We start from the raw sequence: 17,251 nt of genomic DNA, 5'->3' as shown, positions 1-17,251 counted from the left end.
TGAGGGGGAAAAGATCTTCCTGACACCCCGCAAAAGTTTGCCCAACGAATTCGAGGATCCTGAAATGTCCACAATGATACGTCCGGCCCTGAGCCTGCTGGTGCTGATGACCCTGGTCACCGGCGTCGCCTATCCACTGGTGGTAACCGGTGTCGCACAAGTCGCCTTTCCCGAACAAGCCAACGGCAGCCTGGTGCACGACGCCGATGGCAAAGTCCGTGGTTCCTCCCTGATCGCCCAGGATTTCGTCGGCGATGCATGGTTCCACCCACGTCCTTCCGCCGGTGCGTTTGCTACCGTTTCCAGCAGCGCCAGCAACCTCGCGCCGAGCAATCCGGCACTCGCCACGCGGGTGATCGATGACGCCAACAAGTTGCAGGTTCCGGGGCAAGGTCCGGTGCCATTGGCCCTGTTGACCACCTCCGGCAGTGGCCTTGATCCACACTTGCCACCGGCAGCAATTGCCTATCAACTGGCGCGTGTCGCGCAGGCGCGAAACCTGCCAGTGTCGACCTTGCAGCAACTGCTCGATGCGCATATCGAACAGCCGCTGGTAGGGCCGCCGGTGGTGAATGTGCTGGCGCTGAACATGGCATTGGAAAAATTGTAGATCGGCGGCGCGGCCATTCGCGAGCAGGCTCGCTCCCACAGGGATATGCGTTCCAAATGTGGGAACGAGCCTGCTCGCGAATAGGGCCGAAAGAACACCGCATAACTATCAGCAAGAGAGAACATCAAGCATGAGCGACTCCGGCCGCGCCGACGCACTGTTAGCAGACCTGCCCCGTGACGGCCGTGGCCGCCTGAAGGTTTTCCTCGGCGCCGCCCCCGGTGTCGGCAAAACCTACGCCATGCTTCAAGCCGCCCACACGCAGCTTCGCCAAGGCGTGAAAGTCCTCGCCGGCGTGGTCGAAACCCACGGCCGCGCCGAAACCGAAGCGTTGCTCGGTGGCTTGCCGCAGCAGCCGCTGGTGCGCTCCGAATACCGTGGCGTGATGCTCGAAGAAATGGACCTCGACGGCATTCTCGCGGCCAGGCCGAAGCTTGTGCTTGTGGATGAACTGGCCCACAGCAACGCCCCCGGCAGTCGTCACACGAAACGTTGGCAAGACATTCAGGAATTGCTCGCCGCCGGCATCGACGTGTTCACCACGGTCAACGTCCAGCACCTGGAAAGTCTCAACGATCAGGTGCGCGGCATCACCGGTGTGCAAGTGCGCGAAACCCTGCCGGATTGGGTCCTGCAAGAAGCCTACGAGCTGCTGCTGATCGACCTGCCGCCACGCGAATTGCTCGAGCGTCTGCGCGAAGGCAAGGTTTACGTGCCGGAGCAGGCGCGTGCAGCGATCGATGCATTTTTTACCCAGACCAACCTCACCGCATTGCGCGAACTGGCGATGCAAACCGCCGCCGCGCAGGTCGATAACGATCTCGCCCAAGGCTATCGCCAGCTCGGTCAGGCTGCCCCGGCGGTGCGTGGCCGATTGCTGGTTGGCGTCGATGGCGATGCACAGGCCGAACGCCTGGTTCGGCATGCCTGTCGAGTTGCTCAGCGCCGGCATCTGCCGTGGAGTCTGGTGCACGTCGATAACGGCGCGGTGCGCGACGAGCAATCACGTCTGCGTCTGCAAAGTGCTCAGCAACTGGCTGAGCGCCTCGGGGGGGAAGTGGTTTTACTACGCGCCGGTGAAGTCGCGAAAACCTTGGTCCAGCACGCCGCCGAGCGCCGTGCCAGTCTGGTGCTGGTCGGCCAGTCCCGGCCGAGTTGGCGGCGTCGACTGTTCGGTGGTGGCTTGGCCGCGCGTCTGTTGCGTCAGGCACATGGTCTGGAAATCAATGTCCTCGACAATGATCATGAACGCCCGCAATCGCGGCCGCGAAACCCGCTGACACTGGTGTGGTTCGACTATGCGCTGGCGCTGGTTGCCACAGTGTTGGCCAGTGCTCTGGCGTGGGCGGTGTCCAGTGTGCTGCCGCTGCCGAACATCTCGCTGGTGTTCCTCGCGGCGGTGTTGCTGGTGGCGGTGCGCAGCAGTCTCGGCCCGGCGCTGGCCTGTGCGGCGTTGTCGTTTCTGACCTACGATTTTCTGTTCATTCCACCGAATTTTTCCTTCAGCATCCAGCGCGAAGAAGACGTGCTGACCTTGCTGTTTTTCCTGCTGATGGCGGCGCTCACCGGTAACCTCGCGGCGCGTCAGCGTCGGCAATTGCAGGCCTTGCGCGATACCCAGGAAGAAACCACCGAGCTGCTCGACCTGTCGCGCAAACTCACTGCCGCTACCGATCGCCAAGCCGTGGTCAGCGCCGCCGCGCAACACCTCAACGGCTGGAGCGATCTGCAATTGTGTCTGCTCAATCGTGACGGGCAGGGCGGCTGGAAGGTCGAGACCGGCGGGCCGCTGCAGTTTACCGAGGCCGAGCGTGCCGCCGCCGATTGGGCCTGGCAACACGATCAACCGGCGGGCATGGGCACCGGCACGCTGCCGTTCGGGCGCTGGTGGTGGTGGCCGTTATCGGTTGAGGACGGGCCGCTGGCGCTGCTCGGTGTCTGCGCCAAAGAAGGCCAGACTTTGAGTGGCCAGCGTCGGCGTTTGCTCACCGCGTTGAGTCAGCCGCTCGCCCAGGCGCTGGCGCGCGCGCAGTTGGCCGATGATCTGGAAGCCGCGCGCCTGCACGGTGAAACCGAACAACTGCGCAGTGCGTTGCTGGCGTCGGTATCCCACGACTTGCGCACGCCGCTGACCGCCATGCGCGGCAGTATCGACAGCCTGTTGGCCCTCGGCGAAGCAATCCCGCTGGAAGATCGGCGTGAACTGCTCGAAGGCACTCGCGATGAAGCCGAGCGCCTCGACCGCTACATCCAGAATCTGCTCGACATGACGCGCCTTGGCCACGGTGCGCTGAAGCTCGCGCGGGACTGGGTGTCGCCCGCCGACATCGTCGGCAGTTCGCTCAATCGCCTGCGCGCGGTGCTCGCGCCGTTGCAGGTCAGCACTGATGTGCCGGCCGAGTTACCGCTGTTGTTCGTGCATGCGGCGCTGATCGAACAGGCACTGGTCAATGTATTGGAAAACGCCGCACGTTTCTCACCCGCTCACGGTCGCTTGCAACTGAACGCAGGCGCGAGTGACCAAGAGATTTTCTTCTCGGCCAGCGATGAAGGGCCGGGGATTCCCGAGGACGAGCGGGCGAAGATTTTCGACATGTTCTACACCGCTGCCCGGGGTGATCGCGGCGGTCAGGGCACCGGCCTCGGGCTGGCAATCTGTCAGGGCATGGTCGGCGCGCACGGCGGGCGCATCAGCGTCGCCGACGGCATCGACGGACGCGGCACTTGCATCACCCTGCATTTGCCCTTGCAGACGCAACCGGGGATGGACGATGAAGCCTGATGGCGACTGCGCTACTCTCTTGCCACTCTTTTATGTTGATGTGAATTCATGAGCCAGACCGCGACCATTTTGGTGATCGACGACGAACCGCAGATCCGCAAATTCCTGCGCATCAGCCTCGCGTCCCAAGGCTACAAAGTGCTCGAGGCTGGCACCGGTGCCGAGGGGTTGGCGCAGGCGGCGCTGAACAAACCGGACTTGCTGGTGCTCGACCTCGGCTTGCCGGACATGGACGGCCAGCAAGTGCTGCGCGAGTTTCGCGAATGGGCCACGGCGCCGGTACTGGTGCTGTCGGTGCGCGCCAGCGAAGGGCAGAAAGTCCAGGCGCTGGATGGCGGCGCCAATGACTACGTGACCAAGCCGTTCGGCATTCAGGAGTTCCTCGCTCGGGTTCGCGCCTTGTTGCGTCAGGCCCCCGCGGGGGAGGCCCAGCAAGCCGCGTTGAATTTCGGTCCGCTAACGGTGGATCTGGCCTATCGGCGGGTGTTGCTCGACGGTATCGAAGTGGCGCTGACCCGCAAGGAATACGCGGTGCTGGCGCAACTGGCGCGGCATCCGGGGCGAGTGATCACCCAACAGCAATTGCTCAAGGATATCTGGGGGCCGACCCATACCGAAGACAGCCATTATCTGCGGATTGTGGTGGGGCATTTGCGGCAGAAACTGGCGGATGATCCGACGCGGCCGCGATTTATCGTGACTGAGGCGGGGGTTGGCTATCGGCTGTTGAGCGAGAACGGCCTGTAGTTTTGTATTGGCCGATCTGGCGCTTTCGCGAGCAAGCTCGCTCCCACAGGGGAGTGCATTCCAATTGTGGGAGCGAGCTTGCTCGCGAAGAGGCCCTCAAATTCAATGAAGAATTTTAGCCAGTCATCCCTGCTCACTGTCATACCGATCCAGCGTATCCCGCGCAATCTCCCGTCCCAATGCGATCAACTCCGGCGCCTTGTAAAACTCGAAAAACCGGCACACCCGCTTCGGCACGTTAATCAGAATATCCGGCGGATACCCGGCAATCTTGTACTGCGCCAGCGAGGTCTGCATCACCTCGAAACTCTGGTTGATCAAATCCAGCAGCGAGGCTGGCCCGACGTTATCGATGATGAACGAACCGGTCGCCGATTTCGGTGCGCCTTCACGTTCGGGTGCGGCGGCGGGTTGCTGGCTCTCCGGCTCGGCGCCTTCAAGCCATGGATTGATATCCGCCGCCTCGGCGCGCAGCGCTTCCTGCTCAAGCCGTAACAGTTGCTCGGCCTGTGTTCGGCGGAACGGCATCTTCGACCCCAGCGAACTGATCAGGCTGTCGAAGCGCGAACGAAACGCGGCCGGGCGCTGGATCACCGGCAATTTGTAGTGACGCTGGTTGGTCGAGTTGAGGTTGACCGCAATGATCAGATCACAGTGGCTCGACACCACCGGCACAATCGGCAGCGGGTTGAGAATACCGCCGTCGACCAGCATGCGATTGCCTTGCATCACCGGCGTGAACAGACTCGGAATCGCCGCCGAGGCGCGCATCGCCTGATGCAGGCAGCCTTCCTGGAACCAGATTTCCTGTTGGTTGGTAAGGTCGGCGGCGACGGCGGTGTAGGGGATGCGCAAGTCTTCGATGTTGATCTCGCCGACGATCTTGCGGATCTGCCCGAAGACCTTTTCGCCGCGAATCGCGCCGAGTCGGAAACTCACGTCGACCAGCCGCAGCACATCCAGATAGTCGAGACTTTCGATCCAGTTCTTGTAGACGTCGAGTTTGCCGGCGGCATAGATCCCGCCAACCACCGCGCCCATCGAACATCCGGCAATGCAGGCGATGTCATAACCGCGTCGTTCGATCTCTTCAATGACTCCGATATGGGCATAACCCCGGGCGCCACCGGAGCCCAGCACCAGTGCGACACGCTTTTTCATCAAACTTCCTCCCGACAAGGTTGCACAATGCACCCATCGTCGGGCTGGCTCAATCGCCGAGGTCGTTGAGTGCGGCGGTGACGTCGTTTTTTCGATACTGCATGACCCTTCAGCGCTATCCTTCTCAGTTGCGCGGTTTCACCCGCCGGCAAGGCACTTTTTCGCAGCCTTACCGTCTTACCTGCACGACTGTTGACCTATTTTGAGGTGTGAGTGATGAAAGCCTGGATCTGTGTGCCGTTGATGGCTTTGGCATTGGCCGGTTGCGCCGGTAAAACCGCTTACCGCGACAGCTGCGGCAGCCAGCTCGATGCGGCGTGGCACGAGCTCGATCTGGCCAAGGCCGAAGGTTTTGCCGGCACGGTCAGCTATTCCAAAGCCCTGTCGTTGCTGACCGCTGCCAAGACTCAGCAACAATTCGAGGGCTTTGAAGGTTGCAGCAACAAAGCCGAGAAAGCGCGGTTCTACATTCGCGAATCCCGCGCCGGCCGCTAAGCTGCTGACGTGAAGCAAGGAGGCTGCGTTCACGGGACGGCAGCATGTTCTTCACAGCCATTTGAATCAGGAGCAAGTGATGTCTGCGTTGGTTGACCGGTTGGTGGCTCATGTCCTGAGTCTGGAGGTGCGGCTGCTGGCCTGTCAGGCGCGATTGACTGCGCGCACCGACCCCGAAGCGCTGCATGATCTTCGCACCACGGTGCGGCGCTTGCGCAGCCTGTTGCGGCCATTGCGCGGTTTGCCCGGTGTCGAGCAACTGGAAGACGCCGCCTCGGCGGTCGGCCAATTGACCACGCCATGGCGTGATCGCGAGGTACTGGCAGCTTATCTGCTCAAGCATGATCAACCCGACGCGGCGCAACGGCGCATGGCGCAAATGGCCGAAGCCTATCCGGCGTTGGCGGCGAGTGCCGAGGTGGCTTCGCTGTTGATGATCCTCGACGCTTTCCCGCGCTTCCTGCGTGCCTCACAGCGTCAGGGCTTGCTCAAGGGCTTGGCCAAACGCATCGAAAAACGTTTGGGCAAGCAATGGCAGAAACTTGATGAGGCGCTGCACGATCCCGCTCACGACCGCCATCGCTTGCGTTTGTTGATCAAGCGCGTGCGTTATGGCATCGAAGCCTATCCCGAACTGGATCGCTTGCCCGAGCCTGCACTGGCACGATTGAAGTCCGCGCAAGGTGCGTTGGGTGACTGGCACGATTGCTGGCAGTGGCTGGCGAAAGCCGAGCTGGAGGCGGATCTTCAGCCCTGTGTCGCGAAATGGCAGGCGACCATGATCAAGGCCGAAAGCAAGGCTGATCGCGTGCTGGAAAAACTCAGTTCGGCCTGTTTCAAACAATCCTGAATCACCACAAATCCCCTGTAGGAGTGAGCCTGCTCGCGATAGCGGTAAGACATTCAACAAATGTGTTGGCTGTCAGACCGCTATCGCGAGCAGGCTCACTCCTACAAGGGATCTTCAATGTGGCGGATATAGGTTTAAGGCCTTTCTGTCAGTCTCTTTGACCGGAATAGACGCTGCAGCGCTGTGCAGGTCTGGTTAAGATCCCTGCATTCCTTTCTCGCTTTCTGAGGTTGCCCCATGCGCTTTAGCGATCTGCTCGATGCGGTCCGCCGCCTACCGGAACTGACGATTCCCGCTGAATGGGGCCAGGGCCGTGCCAGTTTCGGTGGTCTGGTGGCGGCGCTGCAATATGAAGCCATGCGCGCGCAAGTGCCGGCGGATCGCCCGGTGCGTTCGCTGGCGATCACCTTTGTCGGCCCGGTCGAGCCTGAAGTCCCGGTGAGCTTCGAAGTGGATGTGCTGCGTGAAGGCAAAGCCGTCAGCCAGGTCATGGGCCGGGCGATGCAGAATGGTCAGGTGGTAACCATCGTTCAGGGCAGCTTCGGTGCTTCGCGGCCTTCTGAGGTCGCAGTCGAAGCGTATCCGGCCCCATCAATGAAGCACTGGGACGAATGCCAGGAGTTGCCGTACATCAAAGGCGTGACCCCGGAATTCATGCGTCATCTGGCGATGCGCTGGAGCGTCGGCGGCATGCCGTTCACCGGCAATCAATCGCGACTGATGGGCGGCTGGGTGCGGTTACGCGGTGATGTCAAAGAAGAGCCGGTCAAAGAGGCGCATCTGCTGGCCTTGGTGGATGCATGGCCGCCGGCGCTGTTGCCGTATCTGAAGAAGCCTGCACCCGGCAGCACGTTGACCTGGACGATCGAATTCGTTCAGCCGCTACGCGACTTGAGCACGCTGGACTGGTGCCAATACCTGGCCGACATCGAATACGCCGCCGACGGCTACGGCCATGTCGCCGCCAAGCTGTGGAGCGCAGAAGGCGAGTTGATTGCGATGAGTCGCCAGACCGTCACGATCTTCGCCTGACTCAATGCCGACGGTGGCGCTCACGCCAGGCGCGCCACCAGCCGCCACTGAGCAAGAAGCGCGGAAAGGTCAGGAACTGCTCGACCAATAAGCGCGAGATGGCATCTTTGCGATCACTGAATGGCTCTGAGGCTTGCGCCTCCAGGCTGTGGCCGTGGCGCTGCAAAGCCAGCGCCGCAACGATACCGATCACACCGATGGCCACACTGGCCAGACTCAGGCTGAACACCCCGGACACGATCAGCAGAAACGCCACGATGAACAGTGGTACGGCGATCAGGTGCAACACCAGATTGGCCGGATGCTGATGATTGCCCGGGTATGCGCGCCACTGCCACGCAGGAAGATTGGGGTGACGTTTGCCCATGTTGACTACTCCTTGATCCATGTTGAACACATGCTTGAAGAATAGGCCCGGGCAGGGGGGCCGGCGAATCAAGGTTGGCTATTGCAGCGATAGGCGTCATCGCCGGATTCGATGCTGAATGGCCTGACGCCTTCGCGAGCAAGCTCGCTCCCACAGAGGATCTATGAGCGCCCCAGATCCAATGTGGGAGCGAGCTTGCTCGCGAAAGGGCCTTCAGAGTTTCAATTGACCTATGGCCTTGCTCAACTCTCCAGCCAGCGTCGCCAGCTCATTACTGGTCGTCGCCGAATCCACGGTCTGCTGCACGGTGTTCTCGGTCACATCGCGAATACTCACCACCGCCCGGTTCATCTCTTCGGCAACCTGGCTCTGCTGCTCCGCCGCCACGGCAATCTGCGTGTTGCTCTCGCGCATTTGCGCCACCGCGCCGGTGATTTCCGCCAGTGCCGCACCGGCCTCTTGCGCTTGCTGCACGCAATCGTCGGCCTTGTACGAACTCTCCTGCATGAAGTCCACCGCGTCGCGGGTGCCGGCCTGCAACGCCGAGACCATGGTGGTGATCTCGTCAGTCGAAGTCTGTACTCGTTTGGCCAGATTGCGCACTTCATCGGCGACCACTGCAAAACCGCGGCCCATCTCACCGGCACGAGCGGCCTCGATAGCCGCGTTCAGGGCGAGCAGGTTGGTCTGTTCGGCGATGCTGTGAATCACGCTGACCACGCCATTGATCTTCTGACTGTCCTCGGCCAGGCGCTGGATCATCTCGGCCGTCTGCTGCACTCCGCTGGAGAGTCCGGCAATCGAATGTTGCACCCGGGCGACCACTTGCTGACCACTGCCGGCGAGGCCATCGGCGGTCTGCGACAAGTCGCGGGTGGCGCCGGCGTGCTGGGCGATGTGATAGACCGTGGCGGTCATTTCGTTGATCGCGGTAGCGGCCTGATCGGTTTCGCTCTGCTGACCGAGCATGCCGTGGCGCACTTCGTTCATGCTCGACGCCAGCCGCGCCGCGCCGACATCCAGTTGCCGCGCCGTGTTGGCTACCGTGGTTACCACGCGTTGATAACCGGCCTGCATCGCGTTGAACGCATTGGCCATCTGCCCGACTTCGTCTTTGCCGGCCAGTGGCACACGGGCCGAAAGATCACCGCTTTTTTCGACGTGGAGCATCACGTCTTTCAGCGTGTTGAGCTGGGTGAGCAGGAAGCGGATCAGCAACTGCGAGGCGCACAGCATGGCGAACATCAGAATGAACACTGCCACTGCATAGTTGGCAAAACGTTCGCTGAACACCTGTGCCAGGCTCGGGCCAAAGGCAATCACTGCGACTTGCTGGCCATCGGCGCGGCTGAATACTTCGGCGCCCATCAACGGGTTGTCGCCGAACAGCGGCAGGTGATTGATTTCGTTCCAGCCGTTGCTTTCTGTGATTTCCAGCAGTGGTTGATCATTCAGGCGCGGGGCTTCACCACGTTTGAAGGTCAGCACCTGGTCGGTTTTTGGCAGCGCCTGTCCGGCCGGCCAGGCTTTGAGCAATTGCGCCTGCGTCTGGGCAGACACTTGCGCGGCGTGACTGCGCGCCTGTTGTTCGAGTTGCACGGCGTACAGCACCAACAGCAAGGTGGTGACGAAGGCGACCGCGTTGACCGCCCAGAATTTGTATTTCAGCGAGATATTGCTAAGCCAGGCACCCATGGAGGTCTTCTCTGATAGCGGAAACAGTTTTGGCAAGGTGCCATTATTGTGCCGCTATGCAGGTCGGAAGATCTTGATATGAGTCAACAGACGAAGCGGTTCCCCCCTGTAGGAGTGAGCCTGCTCGCGATGGCGGCAGCCCATTCGACATTTAGGCGACTGACACACCGCTATCGCGAGCAGGCTCACTCCTACAGGGGGCAATTATGGGGTGTCAGGAGAGCGTGGGGAGGTTGTAGAACGAACGGGCACACGCGGTGGTGTGTGCCGCCAGATCCTCCTCGGTTTCGCCACGATGCAACGCCACTTCACGCAGCACTTCAGTCAGATACGCCGGCTCATTGCGGCCGTTCTTCGGCTTCGGTCGAAGAGTGCGCGGCAGCAAGTAAGGCGCGTCACTTTCCAGCATCAAGCGCCCGCGTTTGATCTCTTTGACCAGCGGATGCAAATGCGTGCCCCGGCGCTCATCACAGATCCAGCCGGTGATGCCGATATGCAGGTCCAGATCGAGGTAGCTGAACAAGGCTTTTTGCTCGCCGGTGAAGCAATGCACCACAGCGGCGGGCAATTGATCGCGGAAGTCTTTCAATATTTCCAGCAAACGCTGGCTGGCATCGCGCTCGTGCAGGAACACCGGCAATTGCAGTTCAACGGCCAGCGCCAAATGTTCTTCGAGGACTTTTTCCTGCTGCGGGCGTGGCGAGAAGTCACGGTTGAAATCCAGCCCGCATTCACCCACGGCGACTACGTTTTTTTCTTGCAACAGGCTGCGCAAACGACGGGCGCTGTCAGCGTTCCAGTCACTGGCCGAATGCGGGTGAATACCGGCGGTGGCGAACAGCCGCTGGCCACTGTCATCGAGTTGCTGGCACAGCTCCAGGGCTTGCTCGCTGCCCTCGACGCTGGTGCCGGTCAGCACCAATTGGCACACGCCGGCGGCATAGGCGCGTTCGAGTACGGCCTGGTGTTTGTCGGCGAAACTGGGGTTGGTCAGGTTGACGCCGATATCGATGAGTTGCATGGTTGCTACCTCGGGCCGAAGGCCGGAAAGCATACCAGAGCTGTAGATTCATAAGAAAAGCCAAGAACTACAACGAGTTATAGCTGTCTGTTGATGCCGCGACGCAGACCGGTTTGGTAGAAGTGCCATTACTGTGCCAGTCTCTCGCACGTTGCCAGCGCTCATGGCGCTCTGTTTTCGTCGGTGATTTCGACATTTTAAAGATGAAATCGCCCCGTATTCTTTCCGGAGAGTGGATGGTTCGTCCCTCGGTTTTGCTCCTGTTGTGTGGATCGTTACTGCTGCCGATGACGGCGGTTGCGCGCCTGCCCGGGCCGTTGCAAGCCGTGCCGGCCGCCAAGGTGCGGGACTTGTCCGAGATCCGCAGCAGCCGCGTGTTGCGCGTGCTGGTCAATCAGAGCCGCAACAGCTCCGGTGAAGTTCAGGGCCAGGCCATCGGCGTCGAATACCATCGCCTGCGCGCCTTCGAGCAATACCTCAACGGCCACGCCCGCGACGGCCAGGAAATCACCCTCAAGATCATTCCCAAAGCCAAGGATCAACTGCTCGGCGCCTTGCAGCGTGGCGAGGGTGATCTGGTGGCGCCGGGCGAATTGCTCGATCTGCAACCGGGCTATGCCGTGGCCAGCAGCGAACCGATCGCCAGCAACGTACCGCTGGTGTTGGTCGGGATCAAAGGTGAGCGGCGCTATACCAAGGTCGAGCAGCTTTCCGGCAAAACCCTGGCGTTGCCCACCGGCAGTGCGGCGGGGGAGGCGGTCAGTCAGCTCAATCAGAAACTTGCGTTGCACAAACTGGCGCCGATCAACATCGAATGGGTCGATCCGACACTGGCCGTCGAAGACGTATTGGAGATGGTTCAAGGCGGGATTTTTCACCTGAGCATCGTCGAGCAACCCATCGCTGAGCGCTGGGGCAAGATCCTGCCGAAGCTGCGTTTTGACCGGCAACTGATGATCAGCGAACCGGGCGAGGAGTATTGGTTCGTACGCCGTGATGCTTCCATGCTACGGGCGAGCATCGATCGCTTCCTTGGCGGTTACAAGAAGCCGTCCAACGAAGACGTGGCGTTTCTGCGTATTTATCGACGCCTCTATCAAGTCCACTATCCATTGGCCAAGGCTGATCGCCAACGTCTGGAACAACTGCGCCCGACTCTGCAAAAGCACGCCGCCGCGCAGAACATGGACTGGCTGAATCTGGCCGCGCTGGCGTTCAAGGAATCACGCCTGCAACCCAATGCCCGCAGCGGCAGTGGTCCGACCGGGCTGATGCAGATCACCCCGTCCGCCGCGCAGCGTGTCGGCGTGAACAACATTCAGAATCTCGATGCGAATGTGCAGGCTGGGGCCAAATATCTGGCGATGATCCGCCGCAAGTTCTTCAACAGCCCCAAGCTCAATGAGCGCGAGCGTATGGCGTTCACACTGGCGGCCTACAACATTGGCCCCGAACGCGTGCAGGGCATGCGCGCAGAGGCCCGGCGGCGCGGGCTGAATCCTAACCAGTGGTTCTTCCAGGTCGAGCGCATTGCCATGGAGCAGGTAGGAATGGGGCCGGTCAGCTATGTTAATAGCGTGAACAAGTATTACTTGGCGTTCGACCGGGAACGGGAGTCGTTGGAGCCCGGGGCGCAAAAAGTCGTCTCACGGAAATGATCTAATAAATTGATTGTTATGGCGGAATATTTGCGCTTTTAACATGAGATTTACTGATTAATATAGCGGCCAACCAACACACAAAACTTCTCGCAAAACAAGGAATGCCCCATGAGCTCTCTGATCAACAAAGTACTGTTCACCCGCGCTGGCTACGGTCTGACCATCCTGCGCATTGCGGTCGGCGTAATCTTCGCTGCGCACGGTTCGCAAAAGCTTTTCGGTCTGTTCGGTGGTTATGGTCTGGCGGGCACGGCGCAGTACATGGACAGCCTTGGCCTGCACCCGGGCTACCTGATGGCGACGCTGGCGGGCGGTACTGAATTCTTCGCCGGCTTGGCCTTGATCATCGGTCTGCTGGTGCGTCCGGCGGCGTTGGGTCTGACCTTTCTGTCGCTGGTGGCGATCTTCACCGTACACATCAGCAACGGTTTGTTTATGGCCAACAACGGTTACGAGTTCGCTCTGGCCCTGCTCGGAGGCAGCCTTGCCGTAATGATCGAAGGCGCCGGCAAGCTCTCGGTGGATCGCGCCATCGCCGGTTAACCGCTCTGGCTCAAGGAAAAGGCCCGCATTGTGCGGGCCTTTTTTGTTGCGGCTGATTCTTGACACTGATCGGTCACGTTCTCTAGGATGTTGCCCATGCGCCGATTTAAACAGCTACTTGCGGGGCGCCAGGTGACTTCAACAGTTGCCGTCAGAAGCCGGAACAGGGCTTCGAAATACCGCTAAAGCGCTGGTTCGGTGTTGCCTCTCACCTGCCATGCAGACTTTTGAGGCAGAGACACGACACGATGAATGCACTACGCCCTCCAGCACGTCCCGCGCCGATCACTGCGCATATCACTCAACGCAACCCGAAAATTCTCCTTGGCGGCAAACATCAGCCGACGCTGTTGCGTTATCTCGATGGCTGGCCACGTCGCAGCGGCGGTCCTGCCGCGTTCCTCATCCAGTTTGTCGAAGACGGCGAGTCGCTGGCACGTTTTGCCAGTGACAGTTTTGATCTGGCGGTGATTCAGGCGCCGAGCGCTGAGGATGCGCCGGAGATGATCAAGCAACTGGTCCGCGTTGCGCGCCAGGGTTTGATCACTCGCCGCTGACAGGCTTTACGGATAGTCGATGGCGACGATGTAAACGAACTGCTCACCCGTCGGTGTCTGCACCCTGACTTCTGCATCCAGCGCCTTGCCGATCAAGGCGCGGGCGAGTGGCGAGTCGATGCTGATCAGACCCAGTTTCAGATCCAGTTCATCCGGGCCGACGATGCGGTAGCGCGATTGCTTGCCGTCTTCGTCTTCGATGGTCACCCATGCGCCGAAGTAGACCTTGTTCGGGTCACTGGGTTTTTCACTGACGACTTTCAATGCTTCCAGGCGTTTGGTGAGAAAGCGCACGCGACTGTCGATCTCGCGCAGCATCTTCTTGCCGTAGGTGTATTCGGCGTTCTCCGAGCGATCGCCCTGAGCCGCCGCCTCGCTGACCGATTGCGTGACTTGCGGGCGGCGCACATGCCACAACTCATGGAATTCGGCGCGCATCCGCGCTTCACCCTCAGGGGTGATCAGCGCGGTGCCGGCGGGGCGGGGAGGGCGATAACGGCTCATGGCAACTTCTTGTGATCAAGACCGCTTGAGTCTATCAACCCTCGCGCAACACTGTCAGTGGACTTGCATTGAGTGCCCGGCGCGTGCCGAACACACCCGCACCACCAATCAGCGCCGCGCCAATCAACGGTAGTACCAGCAGCCATGGATGCGGGTGCCACGGCAGATCGAAGGCGTAGCGATACAGCACCAGACTCACCACTTCCGAGCCGATCGCTGCGAGCAAGCCGCTGACCGCACCAAGCAAGCCGAACTCGATGCGCCGCGCCTTGATCAGCAACTGTCGCTCTGCGCCCAGTGCACGCAAAAGCGCACCTTGGCGAATGCGTTCATCCAGCGTTGCCTGCAAACCGGAAAACAGCACGGCCATCCCCGCCGCCAAAACAAACAACAGCACATATTCGACCGCCAGGGTGACTTGGGCGAGGATGCTGCGCAATTGTTCCAGCAGTGCTTCGACCTGAAGAATGGTCACTGCCGGGAAGGTGCGTGACAGTTCGACGATCTGCTGGTCATGACCTGGCGCCAGATAGAAGCTGGTCAGGTAGGTCGCTGGCAGATCCTTCAACGTGCCGGGCTGGAAGATCATGAAGAAGTTCGGCTGGAAGTTGTCCCAGTTGATTTCGCGCAGGCTGGTGACCTTCGCCTCGCGATTGACCCCGCCGACGCTGAAGACCATGTGATCGCCGAGTTTGAGCTTGAGGCTTTCGGCGACTTTGCCTTCCACTGAGACACCGGGAACACCGTCGGTTGGCTGATCTTTCCACCATTCACCCGCAGTAAGCTTGTTGCCGGCCGGTAAGTCAGCGGCCCAGGTCAGACTCAAATCTCTTTGAACCGCGCGGTCGCCCGCCGAATCCTTGCTGACAATTTGCTGCACGGCGTCGCCGTTGATGCTGATCAGCCGTCCCGGTACCACCGGATACAGTGGCGCCGCTTGCGCGGACACTTTGATCAGGTGATCTGTAAAGGCCTGTTTGTCTGCCGGCAGAATGTTCAGGGCAAAATAGTTGGGAGCGTTTTTCGGTAGCTGGTTTTGCCAGGTGTCGAGCAGTTCGCCACGCAACAGGGCGATCAAGGCCATCGACAACAGAATCAGGCCGAACGCCAACGACTGACCGGCCGCTGCCAACGGATGACGCAGCAACTGGCCCAGGCCCAGGCGCCATGGCAGCGAAGCACGGGCGAGCATCCGCCGCAGGCTTTGCAGGAGCAACAACAGCAGGCCACCCAGTACCAACGCGGCGACCACGCCACCACCGAGCAGGGCGAAGGTCAGCAGCAGGTCCAGACTCAGGCGCCACATGATCAGGCCGAGCGCACCCAAAGCTGCGCCATAAACCATCCACGTACTCGACGGAATCGGTAGCATGTCGCGGCGCAATACACGCAGTGGCGGTACTCGGCCCAGTGCAGCGAGTGGCGGCAGCGCAAACCCCGCCAAAGCTACCAGCCCGGTGCCGATCCCGGCGATGGCTGGAAACAGCCCGCCGGGAGGAACGTCGCTTGGCAATAAATCATGCAGCAGTGCGAACAAACCCAGTTGCGCCAACCAGCCGAGCAAAGCCCCGCTGAGCGCGGCGAGCAGCCCGAGCACGGTCAATTGCAAACTGAACAGCGCCATGGTTTCCCGCCGCGACAATCCGAGGCAGCGTAGCAAGGCGCTGGCATCGAAGCGGCGACTGGCAAAACGGTTGGCCGACAACGCCACCGCCACCCCGGCCAACAGCACGGCGACCAGGCTGGCCATGTTCAGATATCGCTCGGCTTTGCCCAGTGCACCGCCAATCTGCCGGTTGCCATCGCGCGCATCCTGAATCCGCTGATTGGCGGCGAGCCCGGGTTTGATCAGTTGCCGATAGGTTTCCAGCGCCTGCGGTTCACCGCGCCACAGTTCGCGATAACTCACGCGGCTGCCGGGTTGCACCACGCCGGTAGCGGCGAGGTCATCGAGGTTGATCATCACCCGTGGCGTGAGGCTGTAGAAGTTGCCGGCGCGGTCCGGTTCATAGGTCAGTACGCGGGACAGTTTCAATGTCTTCATGCCGACATCGATGCTGTCGCCGATCTTCAGATCCAGTGCGGTCAGCAGGCGCGCCTCGACCCAGGCTTCGCCCGGTTGCGGTTCGCCGCCGGTTTCTTCGGTGGCGAACGGGGCAGGTGCGCTCTTCAGTTCGCCGCGCAACGGATAGGCGCGGTCGACGGCTTTGATGCTCGACAACTGAATGCCGTTGTCGGTGGCGATGACGCTGGAAAACTCCACCACCTGCGCATGATTCAGGCGCAGTTCGGTGCCGCTGCGAATCTGTTCTTCACGGGCCGGAGAGCTGCCTTCCAAAACCAGATCGGCACCGAGAAACTCGGTCGCGCGCAGCATCATGGCGCCGTTCAGGCGAGCACCGAAGTAACCGATGGCGGTACTCGCCGCGACCGCAACGACCAAGGCGAAAAACAACACGCGCAATTCGCCGGCGCGGGCATCGCGCATCAGTTGGCGCAGAGCGAGGCTGAACAGACGCAACAGCGGCAAACGTGCCATCAAGGCTCCAGAGGGGCGACCAACAGCCCGGCTTCAAGACGGATCAGGCGCCGGCAGCGATGGGCCAGGCGTTCGTCGTGGGTCACCAGCACCAGGGTGGTGCCGCGTTCCTTGTTCAATTCGAAAAGCAGATCGCTGATGCGCTCACCGGTGTGGCTGTCGAGGTTGCCGGTGGGTTCGTCGGCGAACAGCACGTCAGGCTCGGCAGCAAACGCACGGGCAATCGCCACACGTTGTTGCTCACCACCGGAGAGTTGACGTGGCGAGTGCGTCAGACGTTGGCCAAGGCCGACGCGCTGAAGCAGTTCGGTCGCTCGCTCACGGGCGTCTTTGCGGCCATCGAGCTCCAGCGGCAGCATGACGTTTTCCAGTGCATTGAGGCTGTCGAGCAACTGAAACGACTGGAAGACGAAACCCACGTGCTCGGCACGAATGCGTGCGCGCTGGTCTTCATCGAGATTGCTCAGGCCCTGGCCGGCGAGAATGACTTCGCCACTGCTCGGCAGGTCGAGGCCGGCGAGCAGGCCGAGGAGGGTGGATTTGCCCGAACCGGACGCGCCAACGATGGCCAGGCTGTCGCCCTTGTTCAGTTCCAGGCTGAGTTCGTGCAGGATAGTCAGTTCACCTTCCGCGCTGGGAACCACTTTGCTGAGGTTCTTCGCGGTGAGAATGCTTGCGCCCATGGAG

Annotated in this window: 16 protein-coding genes; 9 read left to right on the top strand and 7 right to left on the bottom strand. The window is 60.9% G+C overall.

What is annotated here, in order from left to right; genetic code table 11:
* The first annotated feature begins 64 nt into the window (after nucleotides 1-64).
* The 3 genes from kdpC (at nucleotide 65) to GTU76_RS08760 (ending at nucleotide 4,139) form a co-directional block, all read left to right on the top strand.
* Entirely contained in the window at nucleotides 65-610 is a 546-nt protein-coding gene (kdpC, locus tag GTU76_RS08770; protein ID WP_026000637.1) for a potassium-transporting ATPase subunit KdpC, read from the top strand.
* Between the two features lie 130 nt (nucleotides 611-740).
* Complete coding sequence (locus tag GTU76_RS08765) at nucleotides 741-3,392, top strand: sensor histidine kinase (protein ID WP_180698447.1); 2,652 nt, start codon at nucleotides 741-743, stop codon at nucleotides 3,390-3,392.
* A 48-nt stretch (nucleotides 3,393-3,440) separates the two neighbouring features.
* Nucleotides 3,441-4,139 carry a response regulator gene (locus GTU76_RS08760; protein WP_180698446.1) on the top strand — a complete coding sequence of 233 codons (699 nt, stop codon included), beginning with the start codon at nucleotides 3,441-3,443 and terminating at the stop codon, nucleotides 4,137-4,139.
* Nucleotides 4,140-4,262: 123 nt separating this feature from the next.
* Here GTU76_RS08760 and GTU76_RS08755 read toward each other — a convergent pair whose 3' ends face one another.
* A complete protein-coding gene (locus GTU76_RS08755; protein ID WP_016985518.1) occupies nucleotides 4,263-5,300 on the bottom strand; it encodes a patatin-like phospholipase family protein in 1,038 nt (345 codons plus the stop codon).
* A gap of 216 nt (nucleotides 5,301-5,516) precedes the next feature.
* On the opposite strand from GTU76_RS08755, the gene GTU76_RS08750 reads away from it, so the two are divergent.
* The 3 genes from GTU76_RS08750 (at nucleotide 5,517) to GTU76_RS08740 (ending at nucleotide 7,677) form a co-directional block, all read left to right on the top strand.
* Entirely contained in the window at nucleotides 5,517-5,795 is a 279-nt protein-coding gene (locus GTU76_RS08750) for a hypothetical protein (RefSeq protein ID WP_064120270.1), read from the top strand.
* 79 nt (nucleotides 5,796-5,874) lie between these two features.
* Nucleotides 5,875-6,645 carry a CHAD domain-containing protein gene (locus tag GTU76_RS08745; protein WP_180698445.1) on the top strand — a complete coding sequence of 257 codons (771 nt, stop codon included), beginning with the start codon at nucleotides 5,875-5,877 and terminating at the stop codon, nucleotides 6,643-6,645.
* A 237-nt stretch (nucleotides 6,646-6,882) separates the two neighbouring features.
* Nucleotides 6,883-7,677, top strand: coding sequence for an acyl-CoA thioesterase (locus GTU76_RS08740; protein ID WP_180698444.1), 795 nt, complete (start codon nucleotides 6,883-6,885; stop codon nucleotides 7,675-7,677).
* Between the two features lies 1 nt (nucleotide 7,678).
* Here GTU76_RS08740 and GTU76_RS08735 read toward each other — a convergent pair whose 3' ends face one another.
* From GTU76_RS08735 to GTU76_RS08725, 3 genes are all read right to left on the bottom strand, one after another.
* Nucleotides 7,679-8,044: a DUF962 domain-containing protein gene (locus GTU76_RS08735; protein ID WP_016985514.1), complete on the bottom strand. Its 366-nt coding sequence runs from the start codon at nucleotides 8,042-8,044 to the stop codon at nucleotides 7,679-7,681.
* 213 nt (nucleotides 8,045-8,257) lie between these two features.
* On the bottom strand, nucleotides 8,258-9,739 hold the full coding sequence (locus GTU76_RS08730; protein ID WP_016985513.1) for a methyl-accepting chemotaxis protein: 1,482 nt from the start codon (nucleotides 9,737-9,739) through the stop codon (nucleotides 8,258-8,260).
* 214 nt (nucleotides 9,740-9,953) lie between these two features.
* Nucleotides 9,954-10,760, bottom strand: a complete 807-nt coding sequence (locus tag GTU76_RS08725) for a TatD family hydrolase (RefSeq protein ID WP_180698443.1) — start codon at nucleotides 10,758-10,760, stop codon at nucleotides 9,954-9,956.
* A 236-nt stretch (nucleotides 10,761-10,996) separates the two neighbouring features.
* Here GTU76_RS08725 and GTU76_RS08720 point away from each other — a divergent pair, with 236 nt between their 5' ends.
* From GTU76_RS08720 to GTU76_RS08710, 3 genes are all read left to right on the top strand, one after another.
* Complete coding sequence (locus GTU76_RS08720; protein WP_180698442.1) at nucleotides 10,997-12,418, top strand: MltF family protein; 1,422 nt, start codon at nucleotides 10,997-10,999, stop codon at nucleotides 12,416-12,418.
* Between the two features lie 111 nt (nucleotides 12,419-12,529).
* Nucleotides 12,530-12,964 (top strand): DoxX family protein, encoded by a 435-nt coding sequence (locus tag GTU76_RS08715; RefSeq protein ID WP_003226822.1) that lies wholly within the window; start codon nucleotides 12,530-12,532, stop codon nucleotides 12,962-12,964.
* A gap of 248 nt (nucleotides 12,965-13,212) precedes the next feature.
* Nucleotides 13,213-13,521 carry a hypothetical protein gene (locus tag GTU76_RS08710; protein WP_016985510.1) on the top strand — a complete coding sequence of 103 codons (309 nt, stop codon included), beginning with the start codon at nucleotides 13,213-13,215 and terminating at the stop codon, nucleotides 13,519-13,521.
* A gap of 6 nt (nucleotides 13,522-13,527) precedes the next feature.
* Here the strand turns inward: GTU76_RS08710 and greB are convergent, their stop codons facing one another.
* From greB to GTU76_RS08695, 3 genes are read right to left on the bottom strand one after another with little or no spacing between them, the layout of a single operon-like run.
* Complete coding sequence (gene greB, locus GTU76_RS08705) at nucleotides 13,528-14,025, bottom strand: transcription elongation factor GreB (RefSeq protein WP_016985509.1); 498 nt, start codon at nucleotides 14,023-14,025, stop codon at nucleotides 13,528-13,530.
* A gap of 34 nt (nucleotides 14,026-14,059) precedes the next feature.
* Nucleotides 14,060-16,564, bottom strand: coding sequence for an ABC transporter permease (locus tag GTU76_RS08700; RefSeq protein WP_180698441.1), 2,505 nt, complete (start codon nucleotides 16,562-16,564; stop codon nucleotides 14,060-14,062).
* On the bottom strand, nucleotides 16,564-17,247 hold the full coding sequence (locus tag GTU76_RS08695) for an ABC transporter ATP-binding protein (RefSeq protein WP_007908572.1): 684 nt from the start codon (nucleotides 17,245-17,247) through the stop codon (nucleotides 16,564-16,566). Before GTU76_RS08695 ends, GTU76_RS08700 begins: the two co-directional genes overlap by 1 nt.
* Nucleotides 17,248-17,251 lie beyond the last annotated feature (4 nt).

Source organism: Pseudomonas crudilactis (assembly GCF_013433315.1).
In the GTDB taxonomy this organism is placed as follows: domain Bacteria; phylum Pseudomonadota; class Gammaproteobacteria; order Pseudomonadales; family Pseudomonadaceae; genus Aquipseudomonas; species Aquipseudomonas crudilactis.
The sequence above is the reverse complement of the archived record's forward strand: the minus strand, read 5'-3'. Positions and strand labels throughout refer to the sequence as shown.